Consider the following 21,146-nt stretch of genomic DNA (forward strand, 5'->3'; position numbering starts at 1 on the left):
GTTAATCAACAGACGTGATATGTTAGTTAAATAATTATAAGGCTTGAATTTCATTTAGAAATCTTAGTCCTTAATTTTTGTAATACAGGATCTCCATAGCTTACGTGGTTATCCTTCATTAAACGACCTACTAAGATGCCTGGATGAATGGACTGCTTCCTACAAAAATCTCTTAGTTTACCTACTTCTTTAAATGATTGCGATTCAACAAATAGTTTATATGACTGTGAGGATAGTAAGGTTTCCAGTGCAAATTCATCAGCTTCTTTTTCTAATTCCCCTAAGTCGTCCTCTTCCATATCTACAAAAGTAGTACTTTTTTTGTTTTGCAATACATGCCCGATTTCATGAAAAAAAGTAAACCAAAAGATATCCTCATATCCACCTCTTACACTTAATGCTATTAGAGCTCTGTTGTTCGGTAACCACTTTGTCATACCATTTACGTATGTCCTAGAAATATGTTCTACAACCACCACATTTAATCCGAATCCAGCACAAATGGACTGCAATTCAATGAAAGAGGCTTTCAGTGGGCGAACGGTTAATTTTTTAATTTTGCCTAAAGAACCCTTCAATTTATTAATATCAAATGGAAGTGAGTCTATTTCTTTAGCTTTATTTTCAGCTTTTGTAATCCAAGCAGCTAAAGCATAGTCCTCCGAGGTATAGTGATCTGACTTTCTAAAAGCTACTGGTTGTAGTAAAGGAACTGATTCTAGAGAAGCTACACCAAAAAAAGATCTAAGGTTTTTTATTTGTTCGATAGCTATTTTAGTCGCTGGAACCCAACCCTGCTTAGCCAATTCCGAATAAGACAATTTACTGAGAGTATGTTCTTCCTCTTTCAACTGAGGAATAGCATTAAGGCGAGATAATGTTTCCTGATAATTAACCTCAAGATTCATCCAAAAATGAGATGGTATTCCTAATACATCTTCTAACTTAAGTGCAAAATCCGATGTAATTGAAGCCGTTCCTTTAATCACCTTATTCACATGTTTGGAACTACAACCAAGCCGCAAAGCTAGTTCTTTTTGTGTCATCATATTATCATCCAGTACATCCTGTAGAGTTTCCCCAGGTGGTATCGCAATTCCAGCTAAATATTGATTATCTCCCATGGTAATCTTTCACCTCCATAATAGTTACCACTTCTAAAGAAGAAAGATTTAAGTTTGAAAAATCCATATTATCATCATATAGCGGTTCAATAATTAAGCGAAAATTCCCAGTCAAATTAATACCAATACATTTGTCAAAGCTTCCTGATAAAAAATGAGGATTACCTATTTTGAAAGCCATATATTCACTTATGGATTTAGCAGCTCTAAGTTGGTCCATTCTTTTAGTAATTATTTTAGCAAGTTGCCCATACTCAGTCTTTAAGAGCTTCTCACTACTAAAGACCTCTTTCTGTCGAGTATTCCTGAATAAAATGTCCACACTTTTATTCTCCTCTTCCTTATATAATTAACCAATATGGTTAATTATATGTTATCATAGAGAAGTAGATAATTCTATATATTCACAATGAAAAGGAGATAAACATGGACTTTGAATTAGACGATGTGGTTGATCGACGCTGGATGGTTAAAGAGTCATCATTGGATGACGAGCAATATGCGATTAGAATACTCAGAAACAGAAATCTCCTTATTGAGGGATGCGCTGGCAGTGGAAAGACAGTTTTAGCTTTGCAAAAGGCAAAAGAACTAGAAGATTCAGGTATAACCGACTATTTAATCGTGCTTTACACACGTGCACTTCTATCTTTTGTTAAAGATGGAGTGCTCAAGTTAGGTATCGATCCTGATAAGGTTTGGAATTTTGACCAATTGGAAGTTAGCGGATATACGGAAGTGGATTATATAATTGTTGATGAGGTACAAGACTTCAATGAGCTTCAGCTTCACAAATTAATCCAAATGGCTAAGAAGAATTTTATATTTTTCGGTGATGATGCTCAGCAAATTTACGATCAGGGTTTAAATTTGAAAAACGTAATGAAAGTCTCGAAACTACAAGATGCGAACCACAAAAAGCTTACTAAAAACTACAGGCTTCCCAAAACTATCGCTCGGTTTGCAAGTTACATAAAAAACGATTCAGATCTTGTAACAAGATGTGTGAATGAGGGTGGAGAACCCCCCCGTATAATTAAGTGCAATAATTTCTTTGAGGAACTAAACTGGATGAAGACAATTATAGAAAAGGAGTACTGGACTGATGTAGCTATACTGGTACACAATAATGATTTAGTACATGAGGCAGAACAATATCTTAAAAAATTGGGTTTAGATGTAGAGAAAAAAGTTAAAGAAGGGAATAGAAACATAGAAAATCTGGACTTTTATTCATCTAAACCTAAACTGATGACATATCATAGCTCTAAAGGTTTACAGTTTGAACATGTATTCATGCCAGGCTGTGAAATTAGTACAACAAAACATAATTATCAACAAGCAGTCTACGTAGCTACTACAAGGGCTAGTGAAACCTTAGACATTTTATATAGTAATCAACTTTCACCATTTATTTCATGTATACCAAAAGACCTATATGATTTTCAAGAACTTAATAACAATAAGGAGATAATAACATGAAATTATACTTTCCCACTAGCTCATTAAATTTTAATGATATGCTTGCTACAGAAAGTATATCCCCTAAAAATTTTTATTCTAATCGAAAATTTGGAACTAAAAGGCATTTCACAACTGAGTTAGCGATAAATGAATACTTTATAACTTTATTTTCCACCCCCCCTATGTTTAACATAGTTGAACAAGCTAATTTTGAGTATGAGGAATACCCCATCATAATTGACATTGATTATGATGAATCTTTTTTTAAACTTTTTGACCTCTCAGAAAATGTATATGCAACACAGGAAACAATATATTTTAATCCAGGAAAAGTTAAATTTAATTTTTTCTCAGAAGAACATGTAAGGGTAGTACTAGCAAAGTCTAAATTAGTAGAAGAGACTAAATTAGTTTCAAAGTATAGAGAAAATTTCAGACTAATTAATAAGCAAAGCTTAACAAAAATTAGTCTGGACCAAATCACTTTTCCGAGACCAAATATAGAACTTCAAGAAAAACAATTATTTTTCGATAAAATTCACAACCAAATTAAGGGTCTCATTTATGCCTTCTTAGTTAAATATCATGAGTATCAAAATGACCTAAATTCGAACTCTGTTTTAGACCAAATTGAAAATATAATCAAGCAAATAGACACTAAAAAAAATCTTTTTTTTGAGGTGGCATTCGATCAATTAGTAACGGCAAAAAAATATTATGAGAAAGGACTAGCCTTCGACAAAAAAAACTTAAACGAAATTCAATACCCACAATTGATTAAAGATTATGCCATTGATAACATACAACTAAATAAAAATATTATATCGGATACTGAGGAATATTCTTTTTTTAATAAAATAATTAATTATTTAGTTCAAACTCATAACAATGATAATGTTCTTTCAAAACAAGAAATTATTGAATTATTAAAATATTTAAAAGCCAATATACCAGAAAAGAATTCAGCTTACGCTAATGACCTTCACAAAATAACTGATCGAGTAGTTAACAGAAATTATAAACATGATATAAAAGATATACACTCATTAGTTGCACAAAATTTATTAGTTTTTTTATTAAAACAAGATAAACTTGAGGAATTTGAATTAATTTTGCATGAGAACACTATAAAAAATTATTTTATTTCTTATTGTTTTTTAGGTGTTGTAACAGGCTTTTCTAATTTAAGTAAGTTAATTACTCATTCTTTATATCTCAATAAAAAACTATCAAAAGAAATAGATAATCAAACTTCAAAATTGCAAAAGATGATTTGGGCGAGAAACAATAAACCAAACTTATTAGTAGGTAAAGAAAATAATGAAGATTTATATAGCTCTGAATTATTCCCATTAAATAAGGATATGGATACTGCTGAATACATTGAAATTGAAATCAACAGTAGAATACAAAATATCAGAGAATCAAAAAAGATTAAAACTTTAATAAAAAAGAAAAAAATAATACTAACAAACCAAGTCATTGTTTTATTTGAGGAAATTGAAGAAGATATTTTTATACATTTTTATAAGGATGGAATTGATTGTTTTAATATATTATTAAGACATAAAAACAATTTAAACATTGAAGAACTTAACAGCTTTAAAAGTAGTTTAAAGTTATTAGGTTATGGTAGTGATATAAGAAGAGTGGCACAGGGTAATTACCCTATTTTCTTATACTATAAAGTGGGAGTAAATACTGATTATACTTTAACAAAGGATGAAAAAGAAACTTTATTAGATTATCTAGATATTGTCTTAGAATCTTAGAGTTAAGTCAAATATGATCACAATGTAAGGTTTCCTTCATAATATAAAAGTTAAATCTTTATTATCAAAACTTTTTATGGATTCTTTATGAGTATGAAAATTGAATAACATTTAAACCATGCTTGAATATGATAAAACAACAAAACGGCGGAGTTCCTCGGTATGAAACCAAGAAACTCCGCCGTTGCTATGTGTAGCCTATAACCCACCGCTACAACTATTATTTAATTCCAGAAATCGTATAATTTTCGATAATATACTTTTGGAAAACAATGAATATGATCATGATCGGTACGACCATGAAGGTCGAACCTGCCATCTGGAGCGCAAACTGGCTCTCATTTTGACCTTTGAGCAACGACAGTCCCACGGACAACGTATACAGCTTCTCATCGTTCGCAATAATGAGCGGCCACAGGAAGCTGTTCCAACCGCCGATAAAGGTCAGAATGGCCTGTACTGCCAAAATCGGTGTTGAGATAGGCAGTACAATTTGCAGGAAAGTACGAAACTCCCCTGCACCATCAAGGCGCGTTGCCTCCAGCAGTTCTTCCGGAATATCGGACATGAACTGTCGGAACAGGAAGATGGCGAAGGCACCTACCAAGCCAGGAAGTACAATCCCCATCATGGTGTTGGTTAATCCCATCTGATTCAAAATCAAATATACAGGAATCATCGTCACCTGCCCCGGAACCATCATCGTGGCCAGCACCAAATAGAACAGGAAGCCTTTACCTTTAAATTTGAATTTGGCAAAGCCGTAGCCTGCCATGGCGTTCAGGAATAATCCCAAAAAGGAAGCTAATACAATCAATAGCGTATTGGTCAGATAGGTGCCAAAAGCCATGCTATCAAATAGTGTTTTAAAATTGTCCAATGTGAAATGCTGCGGCCAGATGGTTGGAGGAATTTGGGTTACCTCGCTCTCCGTCTTAAAGGAGGATAAAATCATCCACGCAAAAGGCAGCACCATCAACAGACCTCCCACGGTCAGGAGAATCGCCACGAACCATTGAAATGTTTTTTCTCCACTGCGCGAATTGGCGCGGGCTTGCTGAACAGCTGTTTTCACGTTCATCACCTCTCTCTATCAGGACTCCGCTTTATTTTGCAAACGGAACTGAATCAGCGTCACTGCGATGATCGCAAAGAACAGAATGAACGATCCCGCCGCGGCATAACCGAATTTACTAAATTGGAAACCGTTATTGTATATAAACAGGGATGCTGATAGTGTGCCATCAAGCGGTTTCCCTTTGGTCATGACAAACGGTTCCTCGAAAAATTGCAGCCAGCCGATCATCGTCGTAATGGATACGAAGAAAATGGCGTAGCGTAGCTGCGGAAGGGTAATATAACGAATTTGTTGCCATGTGTTGGCCCCGTCAAGCTGAGCCGCCTCATAGTAAGAACCCGGAATCCCTTTAATGGCAGCAATGAAAATAATCATATTTAAGCCTATTCCCCGCCAAACAGCCAATAAAATAAGGGATATTTTCGCCATCGTAGGATCGGTCAGCCATGGAACAGAATCCAGATTCATCATGCCCAGTACATAGTTGAAAAGCCCGAGGGTCGGATTATATAAATAACTCCAGACCACCGCTACCGCCACCACGTTCGTTACAGACGGCAGATAGAACACCACACGAAAAACCTTGAAAGCACGTGATTTACCCATGTTGATCAGGATCGCAATGCTGAGTGAAAACATTAGCACTAAAGGAACCCCGATGATGACGAAAAATAGAGTGTTCCCAATGGACTTTAGAAAAGAAGGGTCTACTAGCACATTTTTATAATTTTCCAGTCCTATAAATCGAATATTATCATAATTAACAAGTCCTGACAGATCCATATCTGTGAAGCTGATCACGAGTGCCAGTAAAATCGGTAACAACGAGAACAGCGTCAGCAGAATGATGGAGGGACCGATAAACAAGTATGGCGCAAGCTTCTGCGAGCTTCCTTTCATGCCTTCACTCCCTTTGACAATGACGGATACGGATCATTATTTTTTCATAATACTTGCAGCTTGCTGGTTAAATCCATCCATTTCCTTCTGTACGTCGGCTTGACCACGGTAAATGCGCTCGAAGCTCTTGATGAATTGCTGAGAAACCTCTTCCCATGCTGCCAGTTGCGGTAATGCTGCGGAATGATCGAGCTGTTTACGAATCGTTTGAAGCATCGGATCACTCTTCAGTTTTGCATCTTCCCATGGCTTGGTAGCGGCAGGCAAGGTACTGGACAGCTCCATCCACTTCAGCTGCGTTTCCGGTTTGCTCATGTAAGCCAGGAATTTGACCGATTCCTCCGGGTGCTTGCTAAACTGCATAATTGAAAGATTCGACCCGCCCAAAACAGACAGGTTGTTTACTTTGCCAGGAAGCTCGGCTATATTCCATTTCCCATCCAGCTCAGGTGCCTTGCTCTTGATTTCTCTAATCATGTAAGGACCACTGATAAACATAGGAACGATACCATCACCTTGCAATCCCTGAACGGAATCTATCCCAAGATCCAGGGCGTTGGAGCCGTTTTGGAAAAAGGTGTTCAAATACTTCACAGCTTCTACAAACGGCGGCTGGTTGAACAGCGGATTGCCCTGCTCATCCATCAGCTTGGAGCCGTTCTGAAGAGCGAACATAAAGCCCAGAGACTGCTCCTTGGAATTAATGGCAATACCATATTTCCCTTTGCCACGCGCCGCCAGCTTTTGAGCAGCATCAGAAAGCTCTTCCCACGTTTTAGGTGCTTCATTATATCCAACCTGCTTCAATAGATCTGAACGGTAGAACAAAATCTTCGTTTCGGTATACCAAGGAACGCCTACAGGTTTTCCCTCAAATTTTGCCGTATCCACAGCACCCGAAAAGAAGTTCTTCGATTCCAGCTCAGGATATTTACTGATATAAGGGGTGATGTCCGTCAATGCACCCGCAGATGCAAGTTCTGGAACCCATGATGTACCCAACTGAACCACATCCGGACCGGATTTGGAAGCAACTGCTGTCAGCAGCTTATCGTGAGCGTTATCCCAAGGCAGTGCCTGCACTTCTACATGAATATCAGGATTTTCCTTTTCAAAATCCTTTGCAATCTCAGGCAGCAACTTACCTTCCGCCCCCATGCCCCATAGGGTAATCGTCGTTTTTCCATTCGCATCCTTGCCGGATGATCCATCCTTGGACGAACAGCCTGCCAACGCGCCCCCCAGTAATAAGGTGCTTGCCAAAATGATCCCTAACGTTCTTTTCATCATACAAATTCCTCCCGAGATGACCGGCTCAGCGATCATTCAAATATGATACCCGATTCGATTACACACGTTAAAGTATACAGTGTTTAAAGCCAATTAAAGCCTGCCCATATAGAAAATATGTGGAAAGCGTAAGGACCATCCCCATCAATAGAAACGTTTCGATAGTCATTATAAAACAAATTGAAACCGTATTCAATAGGGATATTATTTTTTGTTCGTCTAGAATTATGCCCAATTTTCTTTTATTTCATCTATAAATTGTTGTTTTTTCGGTAAAATGACCCTCCATTTCGATTTGACTCTCTATTTGAAAGCGTATATAATCCAACTGAGTTCAACAATAGAAACGTTTCGATTAACAATACGACAGGATACTAAGCTTTTATGTAAAGTATTAGCCTATCCGTCGCTTCTTTGAATCATTCTTAACCAAAAAATCTCATGGATCTGAAAAAGAAAGCTGCAACCATAGCAGCTTACGGAGGATTATATGATGGAACAACAATTGAATTCCTATCTGCAAAATATGACGCTTGAAGAAAAAGTCGATCAACTGCTCCAGCTCGTGGGAGTCTTTTTTGAGGATGCGGAAACGGACGGCCAGATTACCGGACCTATGGCATCTCTGGGGATCACAGAAGAAACGGTCCGTAACGTCGGATCGGTGCTAGGCATCGCAGGAGCCGAGGAAGCTATTCGTGTTCAACAAGCACATCTAAGCAAAAACCGTCTCGGCATTCCGCTTCTCATTATGGCAGACATTGTACATGGCTTCAAAACGATTTTTCCCATACCGTTGGCTATTGGCTGTTCATGGAATGTGCAGCTCGCAGAAGAGAGCGCTACCATTGCTGCCAGAGAAGCTTCTGTGTCCGGTGTTCATGTCACCTTTGCTCCGATGGTGGACTTGGTACGTGACCCGCGCTGGGGTCGTGTAATGGAATCTACAGGAGAAGACCCTTACCTCAACAGTGTATTTGCCCGTGCTTTCGTACGCGGCTTTCAAGGCAAGGACCTGACGAACGATACGGACCGGGTGGCGGCGTGTGTGAAGCATTTTGCCGCATATGGCGCAGGCGAAGGCGGACGGGATTACAATACCGTCGATCTGTCCGCATGGCAGTTGCGAGAGTATTATCTCCCCTCCTACAAAGCTGCGTTAGATGAAGGCTGCGAAATGGTGATGACCTCCTTCAATACCGTAGAAGGTGTAGCTGCAACGGGCAACAAGCGCCTGATGCGCGATTTGCTTCGCGACGAATGGGGCTTTGACGGTGTGCTCATCTCGGATTGGGCCGCCATCAAGGAGCTTATTCCCCACGGCATTGCCGAGGATGAGCGCGAGGCAGCACAGAAAGCACTGCTGGCAGGCGTAGACATTGAAATGATGACCTCCTGCTATAACGGGCACCTGCCTGAGCTGATTCGCAGCGGGCAACTGGATGAAGCGCTCGTCGATGAAGCGGTCATGCGCGTGTTGAAGCTCAAGCAAAAGCTGGGGTTGTTCGATAATCCGCTGCGTGGCGCAGACCCTGAGCGGGAACGTGAAGTCGTGTTCTGCGAAGCTCACCGTGCGGTTGCCAAGGAATTGGCGATCCAATCATGCGTACTGCTCAAAAACGATTCCGTTCTTCCACTGAATCGCGGTCAGCATATCGCACTGATCGGGCCTTTTGCAGAGAGTGGTGATATCCTTGGCTCTTGGTCGTGGAGCGGTTCGCAAGAAGAAGCTGTTCAAGTCATTGACGGCTTCAAATCGAAAATATCCTCCTCGCTGCTCTCGGTAGCGACTGGATGCTCTATAGACGAAATATCCGAAGAACAATATGCAAAAGCGCTGCAAGCTGCCAGCCAGGCAGAGGTCATTGTACTGGCGCTCGGTGAGCGCTCGGATATGAGTGGCGAAGCGGGCAGCCGCTCGGATATTCGCCTGCCACAAGCCCAACTGGAGCTGGTGAAACGCCTGAAAACGCTGAACAAGCCTATGGTAGCCGTACTCTTCAACGGTCGCCCACTGGATCTGCACGGTGTTATTGAAGAAGCAGATGCCGTACTGGAAGCGTGGTTCCCCGGCGGTGAAGGCGGCGCGGCGATTGCCGATCTGCTGTACGGCGATGCTGAACCAACGGGTCGTCTGACGATGTCCTTCCCGCAATCGGTGGGGCAGGTGCCTGTGTACTATAATCATTTTAATACAGGACGTCCTCAGCTGGATCCAAATACAAAGGAACGCTACGTCTCCCAATACCTGGACGTACCGAACGAACCTTTATTCCCGTTTGGCTATGGCTTGAGCTATACGAAAGTAGCCTATGATAGCGTACAGCTTTCCAGCGACACCCTCAATCCCGGTCAAGCACTGACCGTGAAGGTACGGGTAACGAACACAGGAACACGTCCTGTCGAGGAAACGGTTCAATTCTATGTCCGTGATATCAGCGGAGATACGGTTCGCCCGATGAAAGAGCTGAAAGATTTCCGCAAGGTTCTTCTTACCCCGGGCGAAAGCCGGGAAGTGGAATTTTCATTGGCCGAGCCTCAACTGCGCTATCACCATGCAGACCTGAGCTTTGATAGTGACAGCGGTGAATTCGCCGTCTTTACAGGACCTAACAGCCGAGATACTACCGAAGGACGTTTTCGTTTAGTGAAAGAAACAGGAAAGTGAGGCGTACCCTTTGATGAATACAAATCTGGATCAAAATATTTTGCTGCGGGTTGGAGACCTGTCCTTTACCTTCTTGAGCAGCGGTGATGTATATAAAATCGCCCATGGCTCAACCATGATCAATCAACTGCTGACCCATTCTGTCGACGGTTCCCTGAACAACCTGTACTTGCGACTGTACCGTCCGTCCGGTGTCAGCATCACTCCCCTGCTGGGAGTCCGTTCACCCGGAGTAGTACGACAAACGGATCAACAGATGATTTGGGAAGGCTTTACATCAGGTGTTGGCTATCAGGTGACATTCACGCTAAGCCGTCTTGGGGTATGGTTCTGGGATGTAACTCTACAGGGCGATGACGTGGAAGCTGATATCGTGTACGGTCAGGATATCGGCATTGCGGATACAGCGGCTGTACGCAGTAATGAAGCTTATCTGTCTCAATATATCGACCATATCGTCTACCATGACGAACAAAGAGGCTATACGGTTTGCTCCCGTCAAAACCAGCCGCAAAGTCAAGAGTTCCCTTACATCCAGCAAGGCTCGTTGACCCGAAACGTCGGTTATTCGACGGACGGATTTCAATTTTTTGGGCTTTCGTATAAAGAAACGAACGAGCCAGAAGCACTGCGCCGCGATTCGCTCGCCAATGAAGTGTACCAGTACGAATTTGCTTATACGGCGCTGCAATCCGAGCGGGTAAAGCTCACCGGGGAGGCACACTTTACCTTTTACGGCCTGTACCAGCCGAATCATCCGGCAGCCGTTACAAAGCTGGAATACCAGGAACTGGTGACGAAAGCACGCGAAGAAGTAGCGACGATTATGGAAACTGCTTCCGGGACCGCCATCCCGGCGAACGTCACAAGTCATCTCCAAACTGGGCGGGTGGCTCCTGCCCAGAATATCGGGGAGCCGCTGCGCACGCTGGATATGACCGCAGCCGAGCTGGATCAGCTCTTCCCGAAACGGCAGGAAGAAGAACGGGACGGCGACACGTTGCTCTCCTTTTTCACGGACAGCTATGAACATGTCATACTCAAATCCAAAGAGCTTCGTGTAGAGCGTCCCCACGGACATATTTTAATGGGCGGGCATTACGCGGGAGGTAAGGAAGAAACCATTACAACCACCTCCTATATGTACGGAGTGTTCAACTCCCAGCTTGTAATTGGCAACACGAATTTCAATAAAATGATCACAAACGCGCGTAATGCACTCAATATTCCCAAAACATCCGGCCAGCGTATCTATGTGGGAATCGATGGGAAATACCGTCTGCTCACGATGCCTTCCCTGTTCGAGATCGGCTTTAACTATGTGCGCTGGTATTACAAAACTGCTGACGATACGCTCATCATTACAAATCATACCAACGCCGATACGCCAGAAGTACAGCTTCACGTTCGTTCGGCAAGCGGCAAAACCTATCCATTCCTTGTTACTCAGCAAATGTCCATGCATGTGAACGAATATGAGCTTCCGTTCCATATGGAACGGGATGGCGAGGACCTGCTCTTCCGCGCAGACCAGGCTTCCCTGAGCGCTGAAACCTACCCGGACCTGTTGTACCGAATGCAGGTACAAGGCGCTCCGTTACAGCAAGTGAGCGACGCTCACACGCTGCTACAGGGTACAGCCTCCCCCGATGCATCTCTGGTCGTGCTGGAGCTGGGCGACAGCAGCGAATGGACCTGCACCGTGCAAGGCTGGCTGCATGGCTATCCATCCGGAAAAGGTCAAGCACATGCGGAACGAGATGCCTCTTTCGAAGCTGAGCGTGAGCGCTATCGGCAATATTTTTCCGGGCTGATGAACGGCTTCCATCTGACGCATAGCGGACATGAAACCAGCGAGCTGTTCCGTGTGAATGCGGTGGCCTGGTGGTATACCCACAATATGCTTGTCCACTATTCCGTGCCTCATGGTCTGGAGCAATACGGTGGTGCAGCTTGGGGAACACGAGATGTATGTCAGGGCCCGGTGGAATATTTTTCAGCCGTGCAAAAGTTTGACGAAGTCCGTTCCATTCTACTGACCGTGTTCAGCCATCAGTACGAAGATAGCGGAAACTGGCCGCAATGGTTTATGTTCGACAACTATACTCGCATTCAACAAGAAGAGAGCCACGGTGATATTATCGTCTGGCCGCTCAAGGTACTGGGAGATTATTTGACCGCTACCCGGGATTACAGTATTCTGGAAGAAAATGTACCCTACACCAACCGACATACTTTTGATTATACAAAACAGACCGCGACCCTCATGGAACATGCGATGAAGGAAATCGAATATATTCGGGCGAATTTCCTTCATGATACACATTTGTCAGCCTACGGCGACGGCGATTGGGATGACACACTCCAGCCAGCCAACACTCAACTGAAGCAATACATGGCGAGCAGTTGGACCGTTGCACTCACCTATCAGGTGGTTCGCAACTTTGCTACTGCACTGGAGCAAGCCCCGGCAGGCGTCATACGCGGAGCCGCCGAGATCGCACAGGAGCTGCACCAGATGGCCGAAGGCATCCGCAAGGACTTTAACCGCTACATGCTGGAGAGCGGTATTATCCCGGGCTTCGTGTATATGGAAGAACCCGGTCAGCCCAAGCTGATGCTCCATCCGTCCGATACGGAGACGGGGATTCACTACCGCTTGCTGCCGATGACACGCAGCATGATCAGCCAGCTACTCACGCCGGAGCAAGCATTGGCTCATGAGCAGCTCATCCGCGAGCAATTCCTGTGCCCGGATGGCGTGCGTCTGATGAACCGCCCTGCACAGTACGATGGCGGTGTGAGTTCGCACTTCAAGCGTGCAGAGCAAGCGGCCAACTTCGGACGCGAGGTCGGGCTGCAATATGTGCATGCCCATATCCGCTTCGCGGAAGCCATGGCCAAGCTCGGTCGCAAAGATGACGCCTGGCACAGCCTGAAGCTCATCAACCCGGTTGGCATTCGAGCGTCCGTACCAAACGCCGAATGGCGTCAGAGCAACGCGTATTTTAGCAGCTCGGACGGAAAATTTAATACCCGCTACGAAGCACAAGAGCGGTTTGATGAACTGCGTGAAGGTGCCGTTCCAGTCAAAGGCGGGTGGAGAATCTACTCCAGTGGTCCGGGGATCTATATGAATCAGCTCATATCGAATGTCCTTGGCATCCGTCAGTCGGGCGAAGACCTGATTCTGGACCCTGTACTGCCGGATGATCTCGACGGACTGGAATTCGAATTTTCCTTTGCCGGTAAACCCGTTACCTTCGTCTACCGCATGCGGCAAGAGCATAGCAGTGATGAACAAGGCCGTGCGGTATTGAACGGAACACCACTGGAGAGCGAGCCAGTCGATGACAATCGCTACCGTTCGGGTGCCCTGCGCATCAAGCGCAAGACCTTCGAGCTGGCGTTAGCAGAGCATGACGGTGTACACCGTCTGGAGATTAAGTTATAAAGAGCATGTTGCTTTCAATCCCAAGAGCGATTCTAAATCAGGTATAGGCACAAAGCAATGGCGATCTTGCGGGATCGCCCTTTGCTGCTTATGTGTAGGAATACGACATTTGGAATAGATATGTGGTTAATAATGAATATACAATAGCATGTATAAGACTGGCGAAAAGGAGGGAACGATGTGGTCAGCATTAAAGATATCGCCAAACAGGCGGGCGTTTCCATATCTACCGTTTCATACGCATTGAACGGCAGTGATAAGGTAACGGAAGAGACCTGCGCACGTATTTTAGCTATTGCCAAAGAGCTTAACTATGTGCCGAATGCCGCCGCTCGTAATCTCAAAAAAAGGGAAACCAAAATTATCGGCGTCTTCCTAACCGATTTCCGTGGAGACGTTTATGGAGATTTGTTGTACGGCATCAAGGAAATTTTGAACCGAAAAGACTATGACCTCATCGTATGCAGCGGCAAGCAGTCTCACCGAATGCTGCCGGAGCGCATGATTGATGGAGCCATCATACTGGATCAGACGTTCGATAGTCAGGAACTGCTGAATTACGCCGAGCGCGGGCATAAAATGGTCGTACTGGACCGTGAGCTGAATCATCCCAACATTAATCAGGTACTGCTGGATAACAAAGCAGGTGCCGCTCTCGCGGTAGAGCATCTGCTGGAAATGGGACACCACAAGCTGTACGTTGTCACCGGGCCGGACGGCTCTTATGATTCATGGCAGCGGATGCAGGCGGTCAAACAGACGATTGAGCGCAGCGGCACCGCCGAAATGATCGAGATTGGCGGCGATTTTGAAAAATCGGGCGGCGAACAGGCGGCCGAGATCATTTTACAGCAACATGTCAGCCCGGATTCTGAACCCGTCGCGGTATTCTGCCTCAATGATGAGATGGCAGTAGGCTTTTACAATCGAATGGCTCAGTCGGAGCTTACCATCGGCCGAGACATTCATATCGTCGGCTTTGATAATATCGAGCTGGCACAATATATTCAGCCCCGACTGACGACCATTGATTACTCCAAACGTAAATGGGGCTCAGTAGCTGCCGAACAAGTTCTCAAAATCATAGCGGGGGAAGACGTGGAGCATGAACGGCTGTACGTCACGCTCGTCCAAAGAGAATCAGCAGGCGCAGTATTAAGCACTCCTGATGAACAGAATACCTTATGACGAACATCATAGAAGCATGTCTATTCACACGCTATCCTGCAAAAAAAAGAACTTCCACTGCCCCGGAATAACGGGTTGGAAGTTCTTTTGGTCATGCTTATTGTTCAACCTAACAAATTCTCAAGCAAATACATCAACGACCGTAAGGGAATGCCGTTTTTAAAACTTGCCGTTCGTATTCTTCCACTCTGCTTTAGCCGGAACATTCTGAACTACATCCCAATGCTCTGCCACCTTGCCGTTCTCTACGCGCCACATATCATAGACAGCAGTCGTGTTCCCCTCAGGCGATTTGGTTTCGCTCACAACCAGTACGAAGTTCCCTTCTCCAATGACCCTATGCACCTTATCGTATCCCGAGGCTTTTCCCTGGTTTCCATCAGCTGCGGGGAATAATTGCTTAATCACGGAAACACCGTCACCGAAAAAGGAATTATGCTGAATGTAATGATCACCGTTAAAGTAGCTTTCCAATGCAGCGCGGTTCTTGCCCACCAGGATATCATCCACAAACTTGCGAATCAACGCTTTGTTTGCTTCGGTTTTGTTAAGGTCTGTGATTGCTGTCGTTCCGTCAATCATCGTACGGCCGCTCGGATTGGCTGGAGCCAGCTCCTGACTGTTGTCCCAATGCTCAACAATCTTACCGTTCTTGTCGAACCGAAAAATATCAAACAATACACTTGGTTTGCCATCATCCGTTTCCTTATAATGAACGGCTACATAGTCTCCATCCTGAATGATTCTTTGGATATCAACCTGTGTATTGGCTCCTTTCATTTGTTTAATACCTTCGATCAAGCCCTCTCTACCGTTGGCAAAGCTCAGATTATGCTGGATATATTGATCCTTGCTAACCCAAGTTTCGGCCGCTTTCGTATCTCCGGTTTCAAAGCTTTTCAGAATCTCAACAACCTTATCCTTGTTGCTTATCCCGATTTGCACGGTTTGGCTGGCCGGGTCCCAAGTCACTTGCTTGCCCCATGCCTCCTTAACGACATCCACCGGAACATAGGTCACCCCTTGTTTGGTTAAAATCGTCGAAGTGGACAGCGGCACCTTAATTCCATTGATTTGCGCTTCCGGACTGCCCGACACCAGTACAACCGTCGCCTGATCATAACGGATTGTCGTGCTTTGACGCGCTGTGCTGAACGTAATATGCTTGGAATCAAGCGGAATCCCCAAACTGGAGGCCAATTGTCTCAAAGGAATCAGAACATGCTGATTTTCCACGATAGGAGCAATCTTGCAAGCCTCTTTCTTGCCATCTATCCAAACCTGAATACCTGTAGGGGGTTTTACCTCGGCAGCTAAGGTCGGTACAGCAGAAGATAGTACGAGCAAGCCAGCGAGTGCAGCGGTAACCGTATGTTTTTTCATGAATGTAAGCTCCTCTCATCTTATAAAATAATATGGAAAACGATTCCCTTTTATGTAACTAATGAAGTTACAACTTACCACAAAAAAAATAATTTACAACATCCTCTCCTTTCCTTTAAACCCCAATCGATTCTTTTGAAACAGCAAGAAGACCATAATGGCGGATACTACGCCTCCCCATCCAAATCGAGCTGACCATACCAACCAGGAAGAACAGATAAATCCAAGTCAGTAGCGCTTGAGGAATAAGATACGGAGGACCACTTAATGCATAGCCAACATAGTTGTACATAGCAATGTTACTTGCCAAGAATGCCTGGGGTGGAAAACCGCTCACGAATCTTTCACACAGGAACTGTCGCACTTGGCTTGACAATTCGACATTATAAATAAAATGTACTAATGAAGTTAACTCAAAAAAAGCGGCTCCTATCACCAAGCGGATGAACGCTTTTTAAATAGTAAACCGCTGTTAACCCCATTGATATTGTTATACAGATAACGTTCTCCGAAACTTAATGAAGCTCCCAATTCGCCAGATGGAGATATAGACGACCGCCATCGTAATCGCCAGTAGACTAATCTCGGTCGTACCCAAGCTACTAAGATACTGGGTCAAAACGACGCGAAGCAAAATAATGGAGATAATAATGTATTTAAAATATGGGTTCGGCTTGGGATAAATCTGTCCGTCGTCCCGTCTCTCATATGCCGTATGCAGCAGAATGACGTAACCAAACAACGCACCTAACAGCCCAGCAGCCAATAGCTCCCAAAAGGCGGGAAGCGCATGCGTTTGGCCGGGAATATGCATCAATTGGTACACTGACATCATCATGAGTGGGAATGCAATAAACATGGGAAGCAAAAGACGCACCCCGTTTCCTTTGACCGGCCCCCCTCGTCTTTTGGTTCTCAACCAGATCATCAGCCCCACCAAAACAGCCAACAATGCATAGATGAATATCGTCGCCATAGTGAAACTCCCTTCCTATATATGTCAGTGGATCGTTTGCTAAATTGACAGCCTCTTCTCCAGCAAATAAGCGTTCAATCGGATTAATGCGTATGCAGCCACCCAACTGATCAACACCACAACCGGGAAATGCCAAGTAAAAGGAAACCATTGCCCTGCCTGAAGATGGTCAAACTGCTCATAAAGCCCCTGATCGCCTGACCAATAAAAGACACTCCCGCCACCCATCAAAAGAATCCACAGTATCGGGCTAATCGGCCGCAAAGTGCTGTATTTGGTACTGACCGTCAGCAGACCCAGCGCAATAACAAACGGTGTGAAAGCGATAATCATCACAAACCAGTTCAATCCAGCTATAATAAAGGACGCAGCATCCGCAAACGTATAAGGCTGGATGGTTGATGAGATAAATAGCGCGTACAGAGAACCTACCACAAACAGGAACAATGTCACGACCACGGCTTGTAAAATAGCAGCAATCCATTTGGCGCTAATCAGCCACATGCGCGGATAGGGCAGGGTCAGCCACCATCCGTAGGTGTCATTCTCCCATTCTCTTCTCAGACTTCCCACACCCATGAAAATGATCATGTACGGCAAGCCCCGGGTGACATACCACAGCCTTGTCAATTCGAGTTGGTTGTGAAGCGCGAAATACAAGGAAATAACGAACGCCGCAATTAGAAATAGTGAGAAATATACAAGTCTCCACGATCTGGGCAGCCGATTGCGGCTCTGCTTTCTCCAGCTTCCTTTATTTCGAAATTCATGGCGTATCAAATCTTTGAACAGCCCTGATGAATTCACGCCTTCCACTCCTTTTTGTACAAATTGCGGAACACCTGATTCAGTGATCCATGCTCTCCACGTAGATCATCCGAATCACCGGACCATATCACCCGTCCGCGGTCCATCATAATCGTGTAATCAAATAAGCCTTCCACTTCCTGAATGTCATGCGTACTCATAAGTATGGATTGCTTCCGCTCCTCCAAATAATCAATAATACCGGCCACGATTGCTTCTCTGGAAAGGACATCAATACCAGCAAACGGTTCATCCAGAATCATAAGCGGAACCTCACGCGCCAGACACAGAATCAGCAGCACACGTGCTTCCTGCCCGCGACTCAACCCGGTCATTTTCAACTCCAACTCTACGTCCATAAGATCAGCCAGCTTATGCGCATCCTTCATATTAAAGCCAGGCAAAAAGGACTGTCCCCACTCCAGTGTCTGCTGCACCGTATGATTGGGGTACCAGCGAGCCCGGTCAGGCAGGTAGGATATGCCACGGTTGGTTTCCCAACCTGGCTTTTGCCCCAACACGTAAAGCTCGCCTCCGTCCGGCCGAATCAATCCGGTGATCGCTCGAAACAAGCTTGACTTCCCGCAACCATTGGGTCCAAGCACGCCTACAATGCGTCCCGCCGGGATGACGACATCCAATTGGTCCAGCGCTTTTTTACTTTCATATTGCTTCGTCAGATGACTCGCAACCACAATAGATTCCGTCATGCCCCTTCGCCTCCTTCCTCATCTTTCCCATTCTGTTTGCTTCCTATATACCGCTCTACATCCTCCCATGACAGCCCCAGACTGCTCATCTGTCCCAGGAACTGATCTATATACGTCAGGGCCAGTTGTTCCCGAAAGCTGTCTACCCGCTCACTGGACGATGTAACATAGGTTCCCAAGCCGCGCCGCTTCTCAGTCAGTCCGTCTCGCTCCAGCTCCTGATACGCCCGCATCACCGTATTCGGATTCATACGCAATTCCTGTGCCAGATCACGAACGGACGGCATTTTGCTTCCCATTTCAATCTCCCCTTTGGCAATGGAGCTTCGTACCTGATTTAATATTTGTTCATATAATGGCTGGCTAAAATCAATTAAAAATCGAAGCGAGCCAACCTTTTGCTCTTCCATGGGTTTTCCCCCTAATTCACTACATCTATCGTGCATATAGTGTATCATATCACTTAATACACATAATACAAGTAAATATTCAGTTAAAATTTTAATCTTGCCGTCCTAAAAAAAACGATTCAGCAAACGCTCAGCTTGCACTCAGACAGCATTCCAGTTCAAATCTTATGATAAATCTCGTACCAAACACACCCTAACCGAAAGGTGGAAAATAAAGATGAAGAACACCAAACAAGCGATTTTGGCAGGAACGATGGCATTGGCAATTTTAGGAGGTGGAGCACTTTATTCTGCGGGCGCGGTTCACGCTGCTGCCGCTACAGCTGACAAATCTGCTAATGCTTCACAAAAGCCGCCTACAGATGCACAAGGACAGTTTGGACAAATCGGTCAATTTCAGGACAAGCTGGGCAAGCTATTATCCCTTGATAACGATGCGCTTAGAACCCAGCTCAAACAAAACACCTTGGGTGAAGTGGCTGAGAAGCAAGGCGTGTCCAAAGAAAAACTGAAAACCAATCTCTCCACATGGCTGAAGGAAAACCCTCCTGTCGGAGCTAACGCATCCAATACAACGGACTATTCCGCTATGGCCGAGAAACTGCTCGCCACCAAAGGGAATGTACTTCCTGGCGATGCCAACGGCCCGAAAACGGCGGGCGGTAATTATGCGGAGAATAAAGCCCTTTTGAAGGTGCTAGGTCTATCTTCCAGTGAACTGAACACACAATTGAAAGCCGATAAAACGCTCGCTGCGATCGCAAAGGCACAAAGCGTGAACGTGAAAGAAGTCATTAGTTTGCTCGTTTCCGACACGAAATCGAGGATGGCCGAAGAAAAGAAAAACAGTAAAGTTACTGACACCGAATACAATAATCGAATCTCTAACCTAGAGAAAATGGTTACGGATTTAGTAAACGGCGTTAAACCTTCCCAACCGCCAGTAGGAACAAGTAAAGCTCCGGCTAAGTCAGCGGCAACGAAGTAGCCTGTCGTCACATACAGCTACCCGTAACGTTTTTCATGATCCGGCTCTCCCATACAAAAGCATACGGATTAAAAATACCGCTCCCCTGCTTTTTTGGCAGACAGAGCGGTATTTTTTTGCCCCACAAAAAAAGCTTACTTATCAAAAGGGGTTTTTATCACATAGGGAATGTCCACACGTATATATAGATGTTACATATTATATAAATCGTGAACGTTCGAATCTCAATACTAGTTATAGAAGAGGAGGCATTAGTGATAGGATTATAGCCTCGTTACTTTAGACGAAAGGAGAATCCAATATATGGTAGTTATATCAACTGGACCCATAGAAAATAATTATGTCAGTGGTGTTCGGCCTACTCATCGAGTTACCGTGAAAATTTATAACTGTGATACTGTGAATTCTTCTACGGTATTGATTCAGGGTTTTTATCTAAATGGTACAAGAACGTTATACGCGGTTGATTTTATAACTGTAAATTCAAATGGAGTGATTACAAAAGATTATTATGCTGATTTTGATTCATTTGAGTTTGTTTTTACCACTGATGAAAGTGTTACAGAAAATGAAATTCAAGTTTCAGTCTGGGGTAAAAATTCAATGGGGCAGTTAGTGACAGCTCACCGTATTGTATCTTCCGAATTGCTTGTAGCAAAAGGTGCGGAACCGACAGGGCTAACGGGAGCCACTGGCGCTACCGGAGTTACTGGAGCTACGGGAGCTAACGGCATTACTGGTGCTACTGGAGTTAAGGGAGTTACGGGAGCCACTGGCGTCACAGGAGCTACGGGAGCTACGGGAGCTACGGGAGCCACTGGCGTCACAGGAGCTACGGGAGCTACGGGAGCTACGGGAGCCACTGGCGTTACTGGTGCTACCGGGGCTACCGGGGCTACCGGAGCTACTGGCCTAACGGGTGTTACTGGAGTTG

Annotated in this window: 16 protein-coding genes and 1 pseudogene; 7 read left to right on the forward strand and 10 right to left on the reverse strand. The window is 44.5% G+C overall.

Features of this window, described 5'->3' with window-relative positions; translation table 11 throughout:
- Positions 1–50: 50 nt before the first annotated feature.
- Together ACIFQM_RS23760 and ACIFQM_RS23765 are read right to left on the reverse strand one after the other, a co-directional pair.
- Complete coding sequence (locus tag ACIFQM_RS23760) at positions 51–1,124, reverse strand: HigA family addiction module antitoxin (protein WP_430039514.1); 1,074 nt, start codon at positions 1,122–1,124, stop codon at positions 51–53.
- The gene (locus tag ACIFQM_RS23765; protein ID WP_430039517.1) at positions 1,114–1,446 is read right to left on the reverse strand and encodes a hypothetical protein; all 333 of its coding nucleotides are present in this window, start codon (positions 1,444–1,446) and stop codon (positions 1,114–1,116) included. Before ACIFQM_RS23765 ends, ACIFQM_RS23760 begins: the two co-directional genes overlap by 11 nt.
- A 104-nt stretch (positions 1,447–1,550) precedes the next feature.
- Between ACIFQM_RS23765 and ACIFQM_RS23770 the strand changes: the two genes are divergently transcribed.
- Together ACIFQM_RS23770 and ACIFQM_RS23775 are read left to right on the forward strand one after the other, a co-directional pair.
- Entirely contained in the window at positions 1,551–2,606 is a 1,056-nt protein-coding gene (locus ACIFQM_RS23770; RefSeq protein ID WP_430039519.1) for an AAA family ATPase, read from the forward strand.
- Entirely contained in the window at positions 2,603–4,360 is a 1,758-nt protein-coding gene (locus ACIFQM_RS23775; RefSeq protein ID WP_430066278.1) for a hypothetical protein, read from the forward strand. The genes ACIFQM_RS23770 and ACIFQM_RS23775 overlap by 4 nt, the downstream gene beginning before the upstream one ends.
- Positions 4,361–4,580: 220 nt before the next feature.
- On the opposite strand, the gene ACIFQM_RS23780 is transcribed toward ACIFQM_RS23775, so the two are convergent.
- The 3 genes from ACIFQM_RS23780 to ACIFQM_RS23790 are packed head-to-tail and all read right to left on the reverse strand — an operon-like array spanning position 4,581 to position 7,628.
- Positions 4,581–5,435: a carbohydrate ABC transporter permease gene (locus ACIFQM_RS23780; protein WP_430039524.1), complete on the reverse strand. Its 855-nt coding sequence runs from the start codon at positions 5,433–5,435 to the stop codon at positions 4,581–4,583.
- An 18-nt stretch (positions 5,436–5,453) separates the two neighbouring features.
- Positions 5,454–6,338 carry a carbohydrate ABC transporter permease gene (locus tag ACIFQM_RS23785; protein WP_430039526.1) on the reverse strand — a complete coding sequence of 295 codons (885 nt, stop codon included), beginning with the start codon at positions 6,336–6,338 and terminating at the stop codon, positions 5,454–5,456.
- A gap of 36 nt (positions 6,339–6,374) precedes the next feature.
- On the reverse strand, positions 6,375–7,628 hold the full coding sequence (locus ACIFQM_RS23790; protein ID WP_430039529.1) for an extracellular solute-binding protein: 1,254 nt from the start codon (positions 7,626–7,628) through the stop codon (positions 6,375–6,377).
- A gap of 493 nt (positions 7,629–8,121) precedes the next feature.
- Between ACIFQM_RS23790 and ACIFQM_RS23795 the strand changes: the two genes are divergently transcribed.
- The 3 genes from ACIFQM_RS23795 (at position 8,122) to ACIFQM_RS23805 (ending at position 14,938) form a co-directional block, all read left to right on the forward strand.
- The gene (locus tag ACIFQM_RS23795; RefSeq protein WP_430066280.1) at positions 8,122–10,296 is read left to right on the forward strand and encodes a glycoside hydrolase family 3 N-terminal domain-containing protein; all 2,175 of its coding nucleotides are present in this window, start codon (positions 8,122–8,124) and stop codon (positions 10,294–10,296) included.
- Between the two features lie 13 nt (positions 10,297–10,309).
- Positions 10,310–13,750, forward strand: a complete 3,441-nt coding sequence (locus ACIFQM_RS23800; RefSeq protein WP_430066282.1) for a GH36-type glycosyl hydrolase domain-containing protein — start codon at positions 10,310–10,312, stop codon at positions 13,748–13,750.
- Between the two features lie 180 nt (positions 13,751–13,930).
- A complete protein-coding gene (locus ACIFQM_RS23805) occupies positions 13,931–14,938 on the forward strand; it encodes a LacI family DNA-binding transcriptional regulator (RefSeq protein ID WP_430047882.1) in 1,008 nt (335 codons plus the stop codon).
- A 159-nt stretch (positions 14,939–15,097) separates the two neighbouring features.
- Here the strand turns inward: ACIFQM_RS23805 and ACIFQM_RS23810 are convergent, their stop codons facing one another.
- The 5 genes from ACIFQM_RS23810 to ACIFQM_RS23830 form a co-directional block, all read right to left on the reverse strand.
- The gene (locus ACIFQM_RS23810) at positions 15,098–16,321 is read right to left on the reverse strand and encodes a stalk domain-containing protein (protein WP_430047879.1); all 1,224 of its coding nucleotides are present in this window, start codon (positions 16,319–16,321) and stop codon (positions 15,098–15,100) included.
- A gap of 490 nt (positions 16,322–16,811) precedes the next feature.
- Positions 16,812–17,297, reverse strand: a complete 486-nt coding sequence (locus ACIFQM_RS23815) for a CcdC protein domain-containing protein (protein WP_430047877.1) — start codon at positions 17,295–17,297, stop codon at positions 16,812–16,814.
- Between the two features lie 39 nt (positions 17,298–17,336).
- Complete coding sequence (locus ACIFQM_RS23820) at positions 17,337–18,104, reverse strand: ABC-2 transporter permease (protein ID WP_430047874.1); 768 nt, start codon at positions 18,102–18,104, stop codon at positions 17,337–17,339.
- Positions 18,101–18,814, reverse strand: a complete 714-nt coding sequence (locus ACIFQM_RS23825; RefSeq protein WP_430047872.1) for an ABC transporter ATP-binding protein — start codon at positions 18,812–18,814, stop codon at positions 18,101–18,103. Before ACIFQM_RS23825 ends, ACIFQM_RS23820 begins: the two co-directional genes overlap by 4 nt.
- The gene (locus ACIFQM_RS23830; RefSeq protein ID WP_430047869.1) at positions 18,811–19,224 is read right to left on the reverse strand and encodes a GntR family transcriptional regulator; all 414 of its coding nucleotides are present in this window, start codon (positions 19,222–19,224) and stop codon (positions 18,811–18,813) included. The genes ACIFQM_RS23825 and ACIFQM_RS23830 overlap by 4 nt, the downstream gene beginning before the upstream one ends.
- Positions 19,225–19,441: 217 nt before the next feature.
- On the opposite strand from ACIFQM_RS23830, the gene ACIFQM_RS23835 reads away from it, so the two are divergent.
- Complete coding sequence (locus tag ACIFQM_RS23835; RefSeq protein ID WP_430039551.1) at positions 19,442–20,212, forward strand: hypothetical protein; 771 nt, start codon at positions 19,442–19,444, stop codon at positions 20,210–20,212.
- A gap of 303 nt (positions 20,213–20,515) precedes the next feature.
- Positions 20,516–21,146, forward strand: a pseudogene (locus tag ACIFQM_RS23840) (YVTN family beta-propeller repeat-containing protein); the annotation flags it as partial.

The organism is Paenibacillus sp. NRS-1782 (assembly GCF_050467685.1).
Taxonomy (GTDB): domain Bacteria; phylum Bacillota; class Bacilli; order Paenibacillales; family Paenibacillaceae; genus Paenibacillus; species Paenibacillus terrae_A.

Excerpts from the sequence above, each read along its gene's own strand:
- ACIFQM_RS23800 (WP_430066282.1), top strand. The coding sequence starts at position 10,310 with ATGAATACAAATCTGGATCAAAATATTTTGCTGCGGGTTGGAGACCTG.
- ACIFQM_RS23795 (WP_430066280.1), top strand. The coding sequence starts at position 8,122 with ATGGAACAACAATTGAATTCCTATCTGCAAAATATGACGCTTGAAGAA.
- ACIFQM_RS23790 (WP_430039529.1), bottom strand. The coding sequence starts at position 7,628 with ATGATGAAAAGAACGTTAGGGATCATTTTGGCAAGCACCTTATTACTG.
- ACIFQM_RS23770 (WP_430039519.1), top strand. The coding sequence starts at position 1,551 with ATGGACTTTGAATTAGACGATGTGGTTGATCGACGCTGGATGGTTAAA.
- ACIFQM_RS23810 (WP_430047879.1), bottom strand. The coding sequence starts at position 16,321 with ATGAAAAAACATACGGTTACCGCTGCACTCGCTGGCTTGCTCGTACTA.
- ACIFQM_RS23815 (WP_430047877.1), bottom strand. The coding sequence starts at position 17,297 with ATGGCGACGATATTCATCTATGCATTGTTGGCTGTTTTGGTGGGGCTG.
- ACIFQM_RS23760 (WP_430039514.1), bottom strand. The coding sequence starts at position 1,124 with ATGGGAGATAATCAATATTTAGCTGGAATTGCGATACCACCTGGGGAA.
- ACIFQM_RS23835 (WP_430039551.1), top strand. The coding sequence starts at position 19,442 with ATGAAGAACACCAAACAAGCGATTTTGGCAGGAACGATGGCATTGGCA.
- ACIFQM_RS23830 (WP_430047869.1), bottom strand. The coding sequence starts at position 19,224 with ATGGAAGAGCAAAAGGTTGGCTCGCTTCGATTTTTAATTGATTTTAGC.
- ACIFQM_RS23775 (WP_430066278.1), top strand. The coding sequence starts at position 2,603 with ATGAAATTATACTTTCCCACTAGCTCATTAAATTTTAATGATATGCTT.
- ACIFQM_RS23825 (WP_430047872.1), bottom strand. The coding sequence starts at position 18,814 with ATGACGGAATCTATTGTGGTTGCGAGTCATCTGACGAAGCAATATGAA.
- ACIFQM_RS23785 (WP_430039526.1), bottom strand. The coding sequence starts at position 6,338 with ATGAAAGGAAGCTCGCAGAAGCTTGCGCCATACTTGTTTATCGGTCCC.